Genomic DNA, 16181 nt, shown 5'->3' with positions numbered 1-16181 from the left:
CCATGCAAAAGCCATCCAATCTCTTGCCCGAAGGGTTCCACGACGCGCTGCCGCCTTATGCCGAGGCGGCATCGCGACTGGAACGCGATGTTCTCGATACACTGGCCAGCCATGGCTATGCCCGGGTAACGCCACCGCTCGCCGAATATGAAGATGGCCTGACCGAGCGGATGCAGGGGGCTTCCCGTAACGACCTGATGCGCCTGGTCGATCCGATTTCTCAACGCACCTTGGCGCTACGCCCCGACATGACTGTACAGATCGGTCGAATTGCAACGACCAGTCTCGCCGACCGGCCGCGTCCACTAAGGTTGAGCTATTCCGGCCAGGTTTTGAAACTGCGCTCAGGTCAATTGCAGCCAGAACGTAGCCGGTTGCAGATTGGCGCGGAACTCATCGGCAGTGATAGCGTCATAGCCGCCAGCGAAATTGTCTCGGTTGCGATTGAAGCGCTGGAACGCGCGGGCGTCTCCGGCATCACAGTCGACTTCACCATGCCCGACCTGATCGACATATTGGCGGCAGGCCCGTTACCATTGAACGAGACACAGATCACCGAAGTGCGCGGCGAACTGGATATGAAGGATGCCGGCGGCCTGAGCGCTATTGGCGCAACCGGCTATCTCCCGCTGATCGAGGCGACAGGCCCGTTCGACGAGGCAATGGCGAAATTGCGCAAATTCGACACGGGTGGCCGACTCGAGTCTCGGCTCGATGGCGTTTCCCAGATCGCTGAAAGCATCCGGGGCAAAGCCAGCCTGACACTTGATCCGACCGAACGACACGGCTTTGAATATCAGAACTGGTTCGGCTTCACACTTTATGCCGATACATTCATCGGCGCATTGGGTCGCGGCGGCAGCTACGAAATCATGAGCGCGGATGGTGGATCCGAGAAAGCTGTCGGCTTTTCACTTTATCCCAATCCGTTAATCGAGGCTGGTTTTGGAGCAAAGGCGAGCGACCAGATCTTTCTGCCCCTTGGCCACGACCGCTCAGCCGCAGCAGCGTTAAGAGAAGAGGGCTGGCGCACAGTGGCGGCCCTGTCAGACACTGACCAGGCCGAAGCACTTGGTTGTTCCCACATTTTGAACGGCGATCAGCCGGAACCATTATAAGAAAGTGATTCAATGGCCAATGTAACGGTAATCGGCGCACAATGGGGTGATGAAGGCAAAGGCAAGATTGTCGACTGGCTGTCCGAACGCGCCGATGTCGTGGTCCGCTTTCAAGGCGGTCATAACGCCGGCCATACGCTCGTCGTCGATGGCGCGGTCTACAAGCTGTCCCTGCTCCCCTCGGGCATCGTCCGCGGTGCATTGTCGATTATCGGCAACGGCGTCGTACTCGATCCATGGCATTTGCGCGAAGAAATCGCCAAGCTGACGAGCCAGGGCGTAGCAATCAATACCGATAATTTTGGTATCGCCGAAACCTGCCCGCTGATCCTGCCGATCCACCGCGATCTCGACGCGATGCGGGAAGATGCCAGCGGCAAGGGCAAGATCGGCACCACCCGGCGCGGCATTGGCCCGGCCTATGAAGACAAGGTCGGTCGCCGCGCGATTCGCGTTTGCGATCTCGCCCATCTCGACGATCTGGGACCACAGCTTGACCGGCTGTGCGCACATCATGACGCGCTCCGCGCCGGCTTTGGCGAACCACCGGTTGATCGCGAGCGGCTGCTGAATGACCTGAAGGAAATTGCCGACAGTGTTCTGCAATATGCCCAGCCTGTCTGGAAACGGCTCAATGAAGCGCGCCGCGACGGCAAGAGAATCTTGTTCGAGGGCGCACAGGGCGTGTTGCTCGATGTCGATCATGGTACCTATCCGTTTGTTACAAGCTCCAATACGATTTCCGGTACCGCTGCGGGCGGCTCCGGCATTGGGCCTTCGGGAACCGGCTATGTGCTCGGGATTACAAAGGCTTATACAACGCGCGTGGGTTCCGGTCCTTTCCCGACCGAGCTGGATGACGATATTGGTCAGCGGCTTGGCGATCGCGGCCATGAATTCGGTACCGTCACCGGTCGCCAGCGGCGCTGCGGCTGGTTCGATGCGGTTCTGGTGCGGCAAGCTCTGGCCGTATCCGGAGTGGCCGGCATTGCCCTGACCAAGCTGGACGTGCTGGACGGCTTCGAAGAGCTGAAAATCTGCGTCGGCTATGAACTCGACGGCGTGACTTATGACTATCTGCCACCGCATCATCAGGATCAGGCAGCGGTTAAACCGGTTTACGAGACGCTGGAAGGCTGGAACGAAACCACCGCCGGTGCCCGCAGTTGGGCCGACCTGCCGGCGCAGGCGATCAAATATATCAGGCGGGTCGAAGAGTTGATCCAGTGCCCGGTGGCTCTGGTGTCGACTTCGCCGGAGCGCGAAGATACGATATTGGTGACGGATCCATTCGCGGATTGAAGCTGCCGCTTTATCTCGAGCGAGGATTCTGGATGCATCGTTGTCATGAAGACGGAAACCGGCAGAAGTCGGGCATTGTGCCAGTGAATATATCCTTATGTTAGACGAAACCAGTTCGGAACTGACCCATCTGATTCAGCAGAGTACCAAATTGCGGATCTGGGCCCGCTCACGACTTTGGGCACAAGTGCTCATCGCGATGGTGATCGGCATCGGCACCGGCATGCTGCTGGGCCCGACCGCCGGACTGGTCCCGATTTCTACGGCCAATATGATCGGAGACTGGCTTGCCCTGCCCGGCCAGCTTTTTCTCGGCCTGATCGCGATCGTTCTGGTGCCCTTGGTTTTCGCATCCATCGTCAGCGGACTTGCCGGTGCCCCTTCAAATCAGGCGATGCGAAAGCTGGGCGTCCGGCTCGGACTGTTCATCATCTCGACCACCTTCGCTGCCGCCTGGATCGGCATTTATCTGGCTCGCCTGTTCGAGCCGGGTACCGGACTCGAAATGCCGGTAGAAGCGGTTCAGGCCGATGTTCAGATGTTCGACATCTCCAGATTACCGGATCTGGTCGCCGGCGTTCTGCCTACCAATCCGGCCGCTTCCGTAATCCAGGGCGATTTGCTGGCAATCGTGATTCTTGCAGTGCTAACCGGGGTTGCCGCCAGCCAGATTCAACGAGAGAAGGCGGAACCTCTCCTCTCCGTGCTCGATTCACTGATGTCCATTTCCATGACAATCGTGAAATGGGCGATGCTGTTATCTCCGCTCGCCGTTTTCGGGTTGATGGCACAGCTGATGATCCAGATCGGGCCGAATTCGTTGCTCGGCCTGCTCAACTATGTCGGCACGGTCCTCCTCGGGCTGGCGCTTCTCTTCCTGATCTATGCCTTGCTGCTGAAGCTGATCGGCGGGCTTGAATTCCGTTCCTTTTTCAAAATAGCCGGCCCGAACCTGCTACTGGCATTTTCCACGTCCAGTTCATCTGCGGTCATGCCGAGCACGATCCAGACCGCACGCCGGTTGCATGTGCCGGACGATGTAGCGAACCTGGTGGTTCCGCTCGGTGCGACCATGAACATGGCGGGCACCGCTCTCTATCAAAGCATTGCCATATTGTTTCTGGCGCAAATATCGGGCGTCGACTTAAGTCTCGCGGAAACATTGCTGCTGGTCGGTACTCTGGTGGCGTCATCAATCGGAGCACCAGGAACGCCCGGCGTCAGCATTGCGATACTGGCGAGCGTGGCAGCTGGCTTCGGCATACCGGCTTCTGGACTGGTTATCATTCTTGGCGTTGATAGGCTGCTGGACATGTCCCGAACCGTTGTGAACGTGACCGGCGATGTCACAGCGGCGGTGCTGATGAAAAAGGCGCTCACCTGAATCATTCTGGTTCGGTTATCGGGTCAGACCATATTACAACGGCAAGTCTTACCTAGACATCGTCCGCCGAGATCATTTCCTCACGGTCGATCTCGCCGGTCATCGCCGCCACCGTCACCGCAACAGCGGCATCACCGGAGACATTGGTGGTCGTCCGCATCATATCCATGATCCGGTCGACGCCAGCGACAAAGGCGATGGTTTCGAGCGGGACGCCGACGCTGCCGAAGACCAATGCCATCATAATCAAGCCCGCACCGGGAATACCGGCGGCGCCAATTGCACCCAATGTCGAGGTGATCGAGATCAGCAGATAGTCGCCCCAGCTCAAATCAACGCCGAATATCTGGGCGCCGAACAAGGTGGCCAAACCCAGATACATGGCGGTGCCGTTCATGTTGATTGTCGCGCCGAGCGACACGACAAAACTCGCGACCGAGTTGCTGACACCAAGATTGCGTTCCACACAGCGCAGGGTCACCGGCAGGGTCGCGTTCGAGGAAGCTGTGGAATAGCTGACCGCAATCGCATCCACGATACCGCGGAAGAAGTCGATCACCGGCAATTTGGCGACGAACTTGATCATCCCCGAATAGACGATGCCGATAATCAGCAGGCAACCGAGATAGTTGAGCCCGACCAGTTGCGCCAGCGAGATCAAGGCGTCAGTACCCAGCGTACCGGCCACCCATGCCATCAGCGCGAACACGCCAAAAGGTGTCAGTTCCATCACGATCATCGTGACTTTCTGCATCACAATAGCACCGCTATCAAAAATCTTCGCCAGCGGCTTGCCGTCTTCCTTGGCCATCAATATGCCGATGCCGATCAGCAGAGCGAAGACGATCAGCGGCAATACGCGAACATCGGCCATCACCTGCACCGGACTGTCGGGCACGATAGAGAGGATCATATCGACGGCGGTCGCATCATTGGGTGCAGGCGTAGGCCCCATTTCAATGGCATCGGTATCAACGCCGTACCCCGGTTTGAAAAATGTGCCGAGCGCGAGTCCCAGCCAGGCCGCAATCTGTCCGGTAATCACGAACAGAATCATCGCCCGTCCACCAACGCTGCCCAGTTTTTTGAGATCTCCGAGCGCCGCCACGCCGGCCACCAGCGAGAAGAAGATCAGCGGGACGACCAGCATCTTGATCGCCTTGATGAAGAAATCGCCGATCCATTTGATGGTTTCGGATTCAGGCCCCCAGATCAGGCCGGTGATGACACCCAGAACAAGTGCCGCGATCACCCGTTGCCAAAGCGGAATCTTGAACCAGAATGCCAGCATGTAATGTTCCCCGTATTTTCCCGGCCCAAGCCTATCGTCAGCAGGAGAGCGCGGCAAGCCTTTAGGGCTGAACTACATCCAGAAGCTGATTGCGAGACAGGTTGACAGTCCGACACCAAAGGTCAGCGGAATGCCGGCCTTGAAAAAATCGGTGAACCGGTAATTGCCCGCCGCGTACACCAGCGTGTTGGTTTGATAGCCGATCGGCGTGGCAAAGCTGGCGGAAGCCGCAAACATGACCGCGATGACCAGAGGCCGTGGATCGACACCCAGATCATTGCCCAGCGCGATGGCAATCGGTGTAATTATGATGGCGACCGCATTGTTTGTCACAATCTCGGTCATGATCACCGATAGGACATATATAGCAAATACCAGTCCCCAGGGCGGCACTTCCCGCAAAAAGGGCGTCAGTTCGGAAACGAGCAGGTCGACACTGCCGGCCTGCTGCAGGCCCAGACCGACCGCGAGCATCCCGAATATAAGCACCAATACATTGCCGTCGATCGATCCCCAGGCTTCCTCGGCGTCAATACAGCGCGCCAGCAGGATAGCGCCGACCGCGAGGATAGCGGCGACCGCCAGCGGGATCACATTGAGTGCGGCGAGAACCACCACTGCGACGAGAGCCCCGATAGCAATCGGCGCCCTGTCTCTGCGAAAAGCACGAATCTTCGTTTGCCCTACCCCGAATAAATTGGGATTTTGATACATGCGGTGGATATCTTCGCTGGAACCGGTCACCAGCAACCGGTCGGCCGCGTGAATGCGTGCATTGGTCAGATCAGAGCGTGGCAGATTGCGATAACGGGTCATGCCCAATATCCGGACATCGAGCTGCGACAGGAAGGGAATGTCATATAGCCGGTTACCGATGCTGGGATGGCTCGGTGCCACCGTGGCCTCGACCAGTTCTTCGCCCAACGGCCCGGCGTCGCCCTTGTGAACTATGCCGACTTTGAAATCTTCTGATTCGCGCAGCGAGATCAGTTCGGCGAGATCCAGTTGTACAACAATCCGGTCGCCTGCCCGAAGTTCATGAAAATCGAGGTCATGGCGGATGTAACTGCTCAACCGCTTGACGGCCGTGACCTCCAGCCCTGCCCGGCGCAGTTCGGGGACGGCGGAAAGCTTCTTGTCGATCACCGACGCCTTGCGACGGACCGTCAGTTCGGTCAGAAAAGCGCTTTCGTCACTGCTGTCAAACTGGCCTCTGACATCGCCACTCGGCAGCAGCCAGCTACTGAACAATACCATCATGATTGTCCCGGCAACCGCTGCGATCAGTCCGTAAGGCGTGATTTCGAATATACCGAAGCCGGCCAACCCCTGATCGCGCGCGACCGCATCGACGATCAGGTTGGTCGAGGTACCGATCAGCGTGGTCGTGCCACCCAATATGCAGATGAAGCTCAGCGGGATGAGCAGTTTCTTGGACGAGAAGCCGGTCGCCCGCGAGAGACGCAGGATGATCGGAATCAGAACGATCACCACCGGCGTGTTGTTCATGAAGGCAGAAGCAACAAACGCCCCGAGAAACATCTCCGCGACCGCCAGCTTGGGTCGTCGCTTTGCGCGCTTGATGATGAAACCGGCAATGGCATCTATGGTGCCGGTGCGTAGAAGCGCACCCGACAGGATGAACATCGCGGCAATGGTGATCGGCGCCGTGTTGGAGAAGACCGAAAACAGGCCATCGGAATCGATGATCCCGAGAAACAGGAACATACAGGCACCGAGCACCGCGACCACCGCGGCGGGAAAGCGCTCCATGATGAATCCGGCGAACAGAAACACCAGGATCACAAGCCCGATGATCGCCTTGTTTGCCTGGATATATTCATCGATGATATGAAGAATAAGGTCGATCATGGATCAGGCGCATCCTTCAATGTAACTTACCGGCTCGGCTAATCCAGCACGAAAGCTTTCTACCTGTTTTGCCGGACTGGGACCGCCAGATAAATCTGATGCAAATTCGCCACCGCTATCATTCGGTGTTCTAGTTTCGAAGATCATTTTATAACGACGATCGCGCGATTCAAGCACGAGATATGATCCCGACTTCCCCAAATAGGGATGATGTTCCATTTGTATCCAACTGCCGTAAATCGAATTTACCGTGACTTCACTCATCCCGATTTTAGCACCCGATCTGGTTTGATAATCATCCGTATCAACCTCGATCCGGCCAAGGTGGCCATCCACTATCATGAGTCCAAGGTTAGGGTGCTCTGGAATTTTCCAATATGCGCACGCGTTAGCTTTAACTTCTGGATAGGCATCATATTCGAGGGTCGCACCGAATTTACTCTGCAGTTCGCTAACCGACATGCCTATCCTGATATCTCCCAAACCCGTAAAAGTAAGTCCCGGCGCAGATGCTCCAGTTAGTGCGAGAGCAGCGATGGGTAAGGTTATGAATGAAATCAGTTTCTTCATCCACATTGCGCCCGGTGCAGCAACTTCTGATCGGCGAGAACCAGCGCCATCATCGCTTCGACGACCGGAACGCCGCGGATACCAACACAAGGATCATGGCGGCCCTTGGTCGATATTTCGGTCGCCTCGCCTGCGGGAGTAATGGTCGGTACGGGCGTCAATATGGAACTGGTCGGCTTGAACGCTACCCGACAAAAAATCGGCTGGCCTGTCGATATTCCGCCAGCGGTGCCACCGCTATGGTTGGCCAGAAATTCTGGACCGTCTTTTCCGGGCCGCATCGCGTCGGCATTTTCTTCGCCGCGTAGTCGGGCGGCGGCGAAGCCGTCACCGATTTCAATACCCTTGGTGGCGTTGATCGTCATCATCGCTGCGGCAATCTCGCTATCCAGCTTGGCATAGACTGGTGCTCCCCATCCCGCGGGTACGCCAACCGCTTCGCAGGCAATAATCGCGCCGATGCTGCTGCCATCCTTGCGCGCACCATCGACCAGCGCTTCCCAGCGCTTCGCGGCTTCTGCGTCAGGGCAGAAAAACGGGTTTTTGCCGATCTCATTGGCATCAAAATTCGCAGGATCAATGGCATCGCCGCCGATTTCCGCAACCCAGGCCCGAATCTTCACTTCCGGAATCACCAGCCGTGCTACTGCACCGGCAGCAACCCGCGCCGCGGTTTCGCGGGCACTGGAACGGCCACCACCGCGATAGTCGCGAAAGCCGTATTTCTGATCATAAGCATAATCGGCATGGCCGGGACGATAGGCTTTGGCGACTTCGCTATAATCTTTGGAGCGCTGATCGACATTCTCGATCATCAGCGAAATCGGCGTGCCGGTCGTCTTGCCTTCGAAAACGCCGGAGAGAATTTTGACCTGATCCGGTTCTTGGCGCTGGGTCGTATATTTCGACTGACCGGGACGCCGCGCATCGAGAAACGGCTGAATATCTGCTTCGCACAGTTCCAGTCCGGGAGGACAGCCGTCGACCAGCGCGCCAAGCGCAGGTCCGTGACTTTCTCCCCAGGTGGAAAAGCGGAAAGCATGGCCAAAGATATTAAAACTCAAAACTCGCTCTCCGCGCTGAAAAATTCAATATTATTTTCGAAAGGACATTTCACGAAAAACCGGCGTTGATCAATCCAATGTGATATCCGGTGCGTCTTCCTGCTTCATGCCGACTGTATGATAGCCTGCATCGACATGATGGGTTTCGCCGGTGACGCCAGAGGAGAGGTCGGACAGGAAATAGAGAGCCGAAGCGCCGACATCATCAATGGTGACATTGCGCCGCAACGGTGAATTCAGCTCGTTCCATTTCAATATATAGCGGAAGTCGCCAATTCCGGAGGCTGCCAGCGTTTTAATCGGTCCGGCGGAGATTGCATTCACCCGGATTCCGTCAGGGCCGACATCATGCGCCAGATATTTGACCGAGGCTTCGAGTGCGGCCTTGGCTACGCCCATGACATTATAGTGCGGGATGACTTTTTCGGCACCATAATAGGATAAGGTGAGCATGGATCCGCCCGCGCTCATCAACGCAGCGGCGCGTTTGGCAACAGCGGTAAAGCTGTAGACGCTGATATTCATGGTCATCAGAAAATCGTCCAGCGTCACATCGTAATATTTACCGCGCAGCGCTTCCTTGTTGGTGAAGCCGATCGCGTGGACGACAAAATCAATCTTGCCCCAGCGTTTTTCAATCTCGGAAAATGCTGCATCAAGCTGGTCCATATCGCTGACGTCGCAATCAATCAGGAAATCGCAGCCCAGTTGTTCTGCCAGCGGCTTGACGCGCTTGGCCATCACTTCGCCCTGATAGCTAATCGCCAGTTCGGCTCCGTCCGCAGCCAGGCGCTGTGCGATACCCCAGGCCAGTGACTTGTTATTGGCAAGCCCCATGATCAAGCCGCGCTTGCCCTTCATTAAATCACTCATCGCCCCGGTCTCCTGAAATCAGATAATCGCCGCTGATAAACGCTATCCGAATGATTTTCCAGCGGATCATTCACTAACCCCGTTTCGCGAGGGCCGTTCGGCCAGCGCAGCGTTTATCTCGGCGCCGATTACCATGCCGAGGCCGACAAGGTAGAAAAATATCAATGTGATAATGACACCGGCAAGGCTGCCGTAAGTAAGCTGATAATTTGCAGCATATTTTAAAAACACCGGCAGTAATCCGGTGATCAGCAGCCACCAGCCGCTGGTAAAAACCGCCCCCGGCCATTTGGGATATTGGCGTGGCCTATATTGGCGGGGCGTAAGCAGGCGGAACAATAGATAAAGCGTCGCAAACAGGACCAGAAACGGAATGGCGTTGGAAAGCGAAACCCAGAGCGCATCGCTTTGGACAGCGGGGAAATAGGTGCCCAGAAATCCGCTGATACCCGCCACTACGAATCCCGCGCTAAGTGCCAGCATCGCAAAGAACACCGAAAACAAAATGAGCACGGTCGATGTCAGGCGATATTCCCAGAACGCGCGCTGCGCCTGCACGCCATAGGCACGGTGGAGAATCTCCCGGATTGTCTCGATCAGACTGGTCGTGGTCCACAGTCCGACGATCGCGCTGAGCCAGAGCAAAGGTCCGGTGCGTGCGGTCATCGCGTCTCTGATCGGATCATGCAGCGCGCTGGAAACCGAAGGTGGAACCGTCTTTAGAAAGGCCTCGACAAAATCGGTGCCGACAGCTGTCTGGCCAAAACCCCCTACAATTGCCGCAGCAACAATGAAGAAGGAAAACACGGCAAGCAACGACAGATAAGCAAAATTTCCGGCAAAAGTGAAGCCGTCATAATAGACGCCCACAGCGGTTCGCTTGAGGATGATGAAGGCACTGCCAACCAGATCCTCGTCGGTCAGCTTTTCGTTGGCATCATCGCCGGATTTTACTGACTCTTTCGCAACCTGCCGCCGGGCTTCGGGAGAAAGTTTAGACATGGAAAATCCAGGCCAAGCCTATACACCCATGCCGGCACGGGGATTTTCTTCTGGATTCCAGTCCTTGACAAATTCCGCGAGCTTTTCATCTTTTTTCGGCAAGATGATCATCAAAGTGACTAGCTGATTTCCGCGGACACCCGATTTCCCATGGAAGCCTCTGTTTTTCAAACGCAGCGTCTTGCCCGAATCCGATCCGGCAGGAATGGAAAGCATCACCGGTCCATCCACCGTGGGAACCTTGATCTTGGCGCCTTCCACGGCCTCTTTCAGACTGATCGGCAGTTCCAACCTGATATTGTCACCATCGCGTTTGTAAAAGGGATGGGAATTAATATGGATCGTGACAATGGCATCACCATTGCCACCCGGTCCTTGCCGGCCCTTGCCGCTAAGCCGCATTTGCGTGCCTTCTTCGACACCCTTGGGCAGGCTAAGATCAATAGTCTTGCCATCTTCCAGCGTGATACGCTGTTTCTGGAGCGTTGCAGCAGCGATAAATTCGACCTTTAGCCGATACGCAACATTGGCACCCTTGGGTGGCGGTGCACTACGCTGGCGGCCGCCAAATGGCGAACTGTCGCCGCCTCCACCACCAAAAAGGCCTTCAAAAATATCGCCAAAATCCGCGCCGGCATTGCCGAAATCATGTTGCTGGCCGCCAGGACTGCGTTGATATCCGCCGCCACCACCGCCAAAGCCGAAAGGCGCAGTGGGATTGCCCTCCCCGTCAATCTCTCCGCGATCGAACTGGCCCCGCTTTTCCTTGTCCAGCAGCAGGTCATAGGCTTTGGTGACGTCGGAGAAACGCTCCGTCGCCTTGGGATTATCCTTGTTTTTGTCCGGGTGCAGTTCCTTGGCGAGCTTGCGATAGGCAGACTTGATCTCCTTGTCGCTGGCACCCTTGGCAACACCCAATGCTTGATAGGGATCTATCATTATTTGACCTTTTTCAAATCCTTACCATGCAGAGATTGGCATTTATCGCCAATTTTCAACTCTGCTGTCTTATTCGGGCATAACGGCATCTGCAACCTTGTTGTGCCGCGTGAAACGCAGCAGCAGATAAAGAACCAGCCCCAATGGCCCCAACATTAGAACAAACAACAAGATAGGTATCTGCATCCAGCGTGCAAACCCGTATTTATCCGCATTGCGCGCAACCCATAGACCGACAAACAGATCAAACGCGAGATAGTGGATCCATCCCACCGTCGCCCCGCCAGGGCTGGACAGCAGTTGCTGGACACCCGCCAAGGTTGAAAAGTCCGGAAAACCGCCGCTGCCACCATCAATCATGCCGGTCATCAACGGGATGATGATCACTGCATAGGCACAGGCCAGAAGACCGATGCCGCCGTAGAACAGCCCGGTCAGTATCGCTTCCCCGCGTGGCGCAAATGCAAGAATCAACCACATCAGCAATGCGTAATTATTGCTGATCGTAAAAATCAGGTCCCAGTTCATGATGCCCACCCCTTTGCAATATATCTAGCAGAAACCCGCGCCGTGTCGCAGATCAAATTTTTGTTTGTTTGCGGGTCGTCGACAGGATGTTACAGAATGACTCATGACCAATCCATTTTCACTATTCGACACGTGGTTCACCGAAGCACGCACCACCGAAATCAATGACAGCAATGCGATGACGATCGCCACCGCCGATGCCGACGGGCAGCCCTCAGCGCGTATGGTGTTGCTTAAAGGCCATGGCCCCGACGGCTTCATTTTCTACACCAACCAGCAAAGCCGCAAGGCCGGCAATATCGGTGAAAACCCCAAGGCCGCGATACTGTTCCACTGGAAAAGCCTGCGCCGCCAGATCCGGATTGAAGGCCATATCTCGACGGTAGCAGATAGCCTGGCCGATGCTTATTTTGCTTCCCGAAGCAGGGATTCGCAGCTCGGGGCTTGGGCCTCGGACCAGTCCCGCCCGCTCGTTGATCGAGCCACCTTCGAAGCCCGATTCGCGGAAATGACCCACCGGTTTGACGGTAGCGATGTTCCCCGCCCCCCGCACTGGTCGGGCTATCGTCTGACGCCTGCGCGTTTCGAATTCTGGCAGGACCGGGCGCACCGGTTGCACGAACGGCGGACCTTTGTCCGCGACGGTGACGACTGGACGGAAGGACTGCTCTACCCATGACAAATTTGCCTTATTATCATGTCGATGCTTTTGCCGACCGTCCCTTTACCGGCAACCAGGCAGCAGTATTGCCGCTCGAAAGCTGGCTCGATGACTCGGTTCTGCAGGCCATCGGCGAGGAAAATAATTTCGCCGAGACCGCCTTCTACCTGCGCGACGCAAGCGGTGCAGCAGATTACGAACTGCGCTGGTTTACCCCTACGATGGAAATCGCGCTATGTGGTCATGCAACGCTGGCCAGCGGGCATATCATATTGTCGCAGGATCCCGAGCGGCAGCAGGTAACATTCCGGACAAGAAAAGCCGGGATATTGACCGTCAAGCGCGACGGTAGTGGCTATGCGCTAGACCTCCCGGCCTACGCCCCTGCGGTAAAAGAAATGCCGGAGATTGTCGCACTGGTCGGTGGTAGCCCGGTCGAAACCCAGTTTCACGCCGGACGCTATCATGTCCTTCGCTACAAAAATGCCGACGAGGTACTGGCGCTCAAACCGGACCTGAAAGCCCTCGCCGCCCTCGGCAATGCGCAATTTATCTGTACCGCACCCGGCAAGGACACCGATGTGCTCAGCCGGGTGTTCGTCCCCGGCGGCGGGGTAGACGAGGATAGCGTTACGGGTTCGGCGCATGCCGTGCTTACGCCCTTTTGGGCCATGCAATTGGGCCGCGACAGCTTTACCGCTTATCAGGCAAGCCGGCGCGGCGGCTATGTCAATTGCCGGCACGACGGCGACCGGGCGTGGCTGGGCGGGAAATGTGTGACCGTTGTGGAAGGTGCATTTCGCCTGTAGCGACCCGACGGAAGCGCCAAAGGAAGCGGACGTTTAGCCCCTAATCGGGAACAGCGCCATGATCCGGCCAATCTGCGCGCTCATCGGTGCAAGGACATCATCTTGCGTCTTGCCAAGCCGGACCACCGTCAGCTGTTGCTCGGGCGAAACAACAATCTGCTGTCCCAGATGACCAAGAGCGGCAAATATCGTGTCAGGTCCGTTGTCGGGAAATAATATCTGGTTGCGGCCTTCGGGTCGTTTCTTGTTGAGCCAGATATGGCCGCCATAAGCAGGATCGTTTGGCGACGATTTTTTCATGAATTTCACCCAGCTGACCGGCAAATGCTGAGCGCCTTTGCGGGCGCCGTTGTGACGCAGGAATTCTCCGAACGTAGCATAATCCCTTGCAGTGGCATGAAGGAAGCTGCCGCCCAGAAATGTACCATTCGGATCGAATTCCGGATAGGTGCCATCCATTCCCAGGGGTTCGAGCAGTCGCCCCCGAATGAAGCGCAAGGTGACATCACGCCGGACCAGCGGGTCGGTGCTCTCGGTCAAAGTACGGGTAATGATGTCGGAAAGGATGATGCTTGTGGCGCTGCTATATTCGAACTTCTCGCCCGGCTTTGCTTCCATCGGGCGGGCCTCGGCATAAGCGGCTGTATCCTGCGCGCCATCCATGAACAGCATCCGGTTTGTATCTGCCTCGAAAACGGTCTTCCCGTCCTCTCCGGCCACTTCCGTATGATCGAGGCCGGATGACATGTGAAGCAAATGACGGAGGGTTATGTCGCCACGCGGGTCGCCGGGTCTTTGCCACGCGGGCACGGGAGCAGGGTCATCAAGCACCAGCCGCCCATCCGCGACCAGAAATCCGATCAGCGCACCGGTAAAGCTTTTTGCCATCGACCAGCTGATGAACCTTGTGTCTTCATCATAATCATCGCCATAGCGCTCGGCGATAATTTCTCCCTGGTACATGATCAGAAAGGCCCGCGTCTCCGCCATCGCCGGATCTTCGAACAATGGCGCAATTGCCGCATCGAGACGCGCCTTGGCGATCGGGCTGCCGTCCGAGATATAGGCCAGCTCCGCGGCGCTTTTCTGTGGTGCCGCCTTGGTTTCACCATTCCCTCCGCAACTGGAAAGGGCAAGCATCAGGGCCGGTATCAAAGCGAGTTTAATCTTGTGCATATTGCATCGTTGCACCAATAGAAGCCGCTATGGCAACTGTAAAAGACACATCCCGAGCGCCCCGAAGCAGGATGCGGATCGCGCTATATGCCGCTGCGCTGTTCCTGCTCATCCTGATCGCCTTGTTCGCGTATAATTACAACAGCATCAAGGGACAGCTCGACGTCGGCACCGGTTATGGAGCGCGGGTTGCCTGTTCCTGCCACTTTGTCGGCGGGCGGGATATCGAGGATTGCGGCAAGGACTTCGAGCCGGGCATGGAAGTGATAAGCTTGTCGTTGGATGAAGAGCGCAAAAGGGTGACGGCCTCTGCCTTGCTGATGGAGACGGCTACTGCCGAGTTTCGCGAAGGCTGGGGCTGCGTGATGCTAACCGACGAACAGGTACAGGCCGAATAAACTAGACTTCGGCGCCTGCCAGCCATTGCTGCTCAACCGCATCGGTGCAGTCTATCCAGCCGCCACCCAACACCCGTTCCTTGTGATAGAATACAGCGGCTTGCCCCGGAGACACGCCGAATTCCGGATTGTGGAATTGCAGCTTTTGCCCTTCCAGCCGGGCCAGAGTCGGCTTGGCCATCGAACGGACTTTAACATCGACCGGGCCAGCATAGTCGCCGCCGATCCAGTTGATGTCGCGAAGAGAGGCTGACGCAATCGCCAAAGCGGCTTTCGGGCCGACAATCACGCGTTTCGCTTCTGGCTCCAGTCGAATCACATAGAGCGGCTCGGCCTGTCCGCCGATTTCCAGTCCCTTGCGCTGACCCACGGTATAATGGATGAGCCCTTTGTGCCTGCCCAAGGACGTACCATCGATATGGACGATCTCGCCATCATCATCCGCGTCCGGACGCAATTTGCGTACGACGCTGGCATAGTCGCCATTGGGAACGAAACAGATATCCTGGCTGTCAGGCTTGAAGGCCACCGCCAATCCCATGTCTTCGGCAATTTCACGCACCTGCGTCTTGGGCATATCGCCGAGCGGAAAACGCAGATAATCCAGCTGATTTTGCGTAGTTGCGAACAGAAAGTAGCTCTGGTCGCGAGCCGGATCTAGCGCGCGGTGCAATTCAGCCCCGGTCGGTGTCTCAACCCGGCGGACATAATGTCCGGTCGCCAGACAGTCGGCGCCCAGTTCGCGAGACAATTGTAGAAGATCGGTGAATTTGACGCCCATATTGCACTGCACACAGGGAATCGGTGTCCGGCCGGCCATATATTCGTCGGCAAAGACATCCATCACCGAATCCTTGAACCGGCTGGCGTGGTCAAAGACATAATGGGCAATGCCAAGCCGGTCGGCGACAGCGCGGGCGTCGCGAATATCCTGTCCGGCACAACAGCTGCCGACCCGCCCCACGGCTTCGCCATGATCGTAAAGCTGCAGGGTAATGCCTATGGTTTCCGCGCCGGTACGCGCCGCCAGGGCCGCCACGACGCTCGAATCGACACCGCCCGACATGGCAACCACAATGCGCTTGCCTGTCAGGTCATCGCCCAGCTGAAAATTTCCGCTAATTTTATCCATCATCACAATTGCACCCCTTAAAGAAATCCCGCCGCTTGCGCCAGCGCAGCGAACATTTCCCT

General features: G+C 56.7%; 16 protein-coding genes. 6 read left to right on the top strand and 10 right to left on the bottom strand.

The window, feature by feature from the left end:
- The first annotated feature begins 2 nt into the window (after window positions 1-2).
- The 3 genes from ACWFTY_RS02985 (at window position 3) to ACWFTY_RS02975 (ending at window position 3804) form a co-directional block, all read left to right on the top strand.
- Complete coding sequence (locus tag ACWFTY_RS02985) at window positions 3-1118, top strand: ATP phosphoribosyltransferase regulatory subunit (protein ID WP_447525914.1); 1116 nt, start codon at window positions 3-5, stop codon at window positions 1116-1118.
- Between the two features lie 12 nt (window positions 1119-1130).
- On the top strand, window positions 1131-2420 hold the full coding sequence (locus ACWFTY_RS02980) for an adenylosuccinate synthase (protein ID WP_447525913.1): 1290 nt from the start codon (window positions 1131-1133) through the stop codon (window positions 2418-2420).
- A gap of 97 nt (window positions 2421-2517) precedes the next feature.
- Window positions 2518-3804 (top strand): dicarboxylate/amino acid:cation symporter, encoded by a 1287-nt coding sequence (locus ACWFTY_RS02975; protein ID WP_447525912.1) that lies wholly within the window; start codon window positions 2518-2520, stop codon window positions 3802-3804.
- 52 nt (window positions 3805-3856) lie between these two features.
- On the opposite strand, the gene ACWFTY_RS02970 is transcribed toward ACWFTY_RS02975, so the two are convergent.
- The 8 genes from ACWFTY_RS02970 to ACWFTY_RS02935 form a co-directional block, all read right to left on the bottom strand.
- The gene (locus ACWFTY_RS02970) at window positions 3857-5095 is read right to left on the bottom strand and encodes a dicarboxylate/amino acid:cation symporter (RefSeq protein ID WP_447525911.1); all 1239 of its coding nucleotides are present in this window, start codon (window positions 5093-5095) and stop codon (window positions 3857-3859) included.
- A gap of 72 nt (window positions 5096-5167) precedes the next feature.
- Window positions 5168-6967, bottom strand: a complete 1800-nt coding sequence (locus ACWFTY_RS02965) for an SLC13 family permease (RefSeq protein WP_447525910.1) — start codon at window positions 6965-6967, stop codon at window positions 5168-5170.
- Between the two features lie 3 nt (window positions 6968-6970).
- Window positions 6971-7537, bottom strand: a complete 567-nt coding sequence (locus ACWFTY_RS02960) for a hypothetical protein (protein ID WP_447525909.1) — start codon at window positions 7535-7537, stop codon at window positions 6971-6973.
- Window positions 7534-8601 carry a chorismate synthase gene (gene aroC, locus ACWFTY_RS02955; protein ID WP_447525908.1) on the bottom strand — a complete coding sequence of 356 codons (1068 nt, stop codon included), beginning with the start codon at window positions 8599-8601 and terminating at the stop codon, window positions 7534-7536. Before aroC ends, ACWFTY_RS02960 begins: the two co-directional genes overlap by 4 nt.
- A gap of 69 nt (window positions 8602-8670) precedes the next feature.
- Complete coding sequence (fabI, locus tag ACWFTY_RS02950; RefSeq protein WP_447525907.1) at window positions 8671-9474, bottom strand: enoyl-ACP reductase FabI; 804 nt, start codon at window positions 9472-9474, stop codon at window positions 8671-8673.
- A 66-nt stretch (window positions 9475-9540) separates the two neighbouring features.
- Entirely contained in the window at window positions 9541-10476 is a 936-nt protein-coding gene (locus tag ACWFTY_RS02945) for a YihY/virulence factor BrkB family protein (protein ID WP_447525906.1), read from the bottom strand.
- A gap of 18 nt (window positions 10477-10494) precedes the next feature.
- The gene (locus ACWFTY_RS02940; protein WP_447525905.1) at window positions 10495-11415 is read right to left on the bottom strand and encodes a DnaJ C-terminal domain-containing protein; all 921 of its coding nucleotides are present in this window, start codon (window positions 11413-11415) and stop codon (window positions 10495-10497) included.
- 69 nt (window positions 11416-11484) lie between these two features.
- Window positions 11485-11943 carry an ABA4-like family protein gene (locus ACWFTY_RS02935; protein WP_447525904.1) on the bottom strand — a complete coding sequence of 153 codons (459 nt, stop codon included), beginning with the start codon at window positions 11941-11943 and terminating at the stop codon, window positions 11485-11487.
- A gap of 103 nt (window positions 11944-12046) precedes the next feature.
- Here ACWFTY_RS02935 and pdxH point away from each other — a divergent pair, with 103 nt between their 5' ends.
- Window positions 12047-12622 (top strand): pyridoxamine 5'-phosphate oxidase, encoded by a 576-nt coding sequence (pdxH, locus tag ACWFTY_RS02930; protein ID WP_447525903.1) that lies wholly within the window; start codon window positions 12047-12049, stop codon window positions 12620-12622.
- The gene (locus ACWFTY_RS02925) at window positions 12619-13413 is read left to right on the top strand and encodes a PhzF family phenazine biosynthesis protein (protein ID WP_447525902.1); all 795 of its coding nucleotides are present in this window, start codon (window positions 12619-12621) and stop codon (window positions 13411-13413) included. Before pdxH ends, ACWFTY_RS02925 begins: the two co-directional genes overlap by 4 nt.
- Before the next feature lie 33 nt (window positions 13414-13446).
- Here ACWFTY_RS02925 and ACWFTY_RS02920 read toward each other — a convergent pair whose 3' ends face one another.
- The gene (locus ACWFTY_RS02920) at window positions 13447-14589 is read right to left on the bottom strand and encodes a serine hydrolase domain-containing protein (protein WP_447525901.1); all 1143 of its coding nucleotides are present in this window, start codon (window positions 14587-14589) and stop codon (window positions 13447-13449) included.
- A gap of 29 nt (window positions 14590-14618) precedes the next feature.
- On the opposite strand from ACWFTY_RS02920, the gene ACWFTY_RS02915 reads away from it, so the two are divergent.
- Complete coding sequence (locus ACWFTY_RS02915) at window positions 14619-14987, top strand: hypothetical protein (protein WP_447525900.1); 369 nt, start codon at window positions 14619-14621, stop codon at window positions 14985-14987.
- Window position 14988: 1 nt separating this feature from the next.
- On the opposite strand, the gene mnmA is transcribed toward ACWFTY_RS02915, so the two are convergent.
- Window positions 14989-16122, bottom strand: a complete 1134-nt coding sequence (mnmA, locus tag ACWFTY_RS02910) for a tRNA 2-thiouridine(34) synthase MnmA (RefSeq protein ID WP_447525899.1) — start codon at window positions 16120-16122, stop codon at window positions 14989-14991.
- Window positions 16123-16181 lie beyond the last annotated feature (59 nt).

It is taken from the genome of Parasphingorhabdus sp. NYA22 (genome assembly GCF_976973735.1).
The sequence above is the reverse complement of the archived record's forward strand: the minus strand, read 5'-3'. Positions and strand labels throughout refer to the sequence as shown.

Coding starts and splice junctions, on each gene's coding strand:
- ACWFTY_RS02985 (WP_447525914.1), top strand. CDS start 3: ATGCAAAAGCCATCCAATCTCTTGCCCGAAGGGTTCCACGACGCGCTG.
- ACWFTY_RS02980 (WP_447525913.1), top strand. CDS start 1,131: ATGGCCAATGTAACGGTAATCGGCGCACAATGGGGTGATGAAGGCAAA.
- ACWFTY_RS02975 (WP_447525912.1), top strand. CDS start 2,518: ATGTTAGACGAAACCAGTTCGGAACTGACCCATCTGATTCAGCAGAGT.
- ACWFTY_RS02970 (WP_447525911.1), bottom strand. CDS start 5,095: ATGCTGGCATTCTGGTTCAAGATTCCGCTTTGGCAACGGGTGATCGCG.
- ACWFTY_RS02965 (WP_447525910.1), bottom strand. CDS start 6,967: ATGATCGACCTTATTCTTCATATCATCGATGAATATATCCAGGCAAAC.
- ACWFTY_RS02960 (WP_447525909.1), bottom strand. CDS start 7,537: ATGAAGAAACTGATTTCATTCATAACCTTACCCATCGCTGCTCTCGCA.
- fabI (WP_447525907.1), bottom strand. CDS start 9,474: ATGAGTGATTTAATGAAGGGCAAGCGCGGCTTGATCATGGGGCTTGCC.
- ACWFTY_RS02945 (WP_447525906.1), bottom strand. CDS start 10,476: ATGTCTAAACTTTCTCCCGAAGCCCGGCGGCAGGTTGCGAAAGAGTCA.
- ACWFTY_RS02940 (WP_447525905.1), bottom strand. CDS start 11,415: ATGATAGATCCCTATCAAGCATTGGGTGTTGCCAAGGGTGCCAGCGAC.
- ACWFTY_RS02935 (WP_447525904.1), bottom strand. CDS start 11,943: ATGAACTGGGACCTGATTTTTACGATCAGCAATAATTACGCATTGCTG.
- pdxH (WP_447525903.1), top strand. CDS start 12,047: ATGACCAATCCATTTTCACTATTCGACACGTGGTTCACCGAAGCACGC.
- ACWFTY_RS02925 (WP_447525902.1), top strand. CDS start 12,619: ATGACAAATTTGCCTTATTATCATGTCGATGCTTTTGCCGACCGTCCC.
- ACWFTY_RS02920 (WP_447525901.1), bottom strand. CDS start 14,589: ATGCACAAGATTAAACTCGCTTTGATACCGGCCCTGATGCTTGCCCTT.
- ACWFTY_RS02915 (WP_447525900.1), top strand. CDS start 14,619: ATGGCAACTGTAAAAGACACATCCCGAGCGCCCCGAAGCAGGATGCGG.
- mnmA (WP_447525899.1), bottom strand. CDS start 16,122: ATGATGGATAAAATTAGCGGAAATTTTCAGCTGGGCGATGACCTGACA.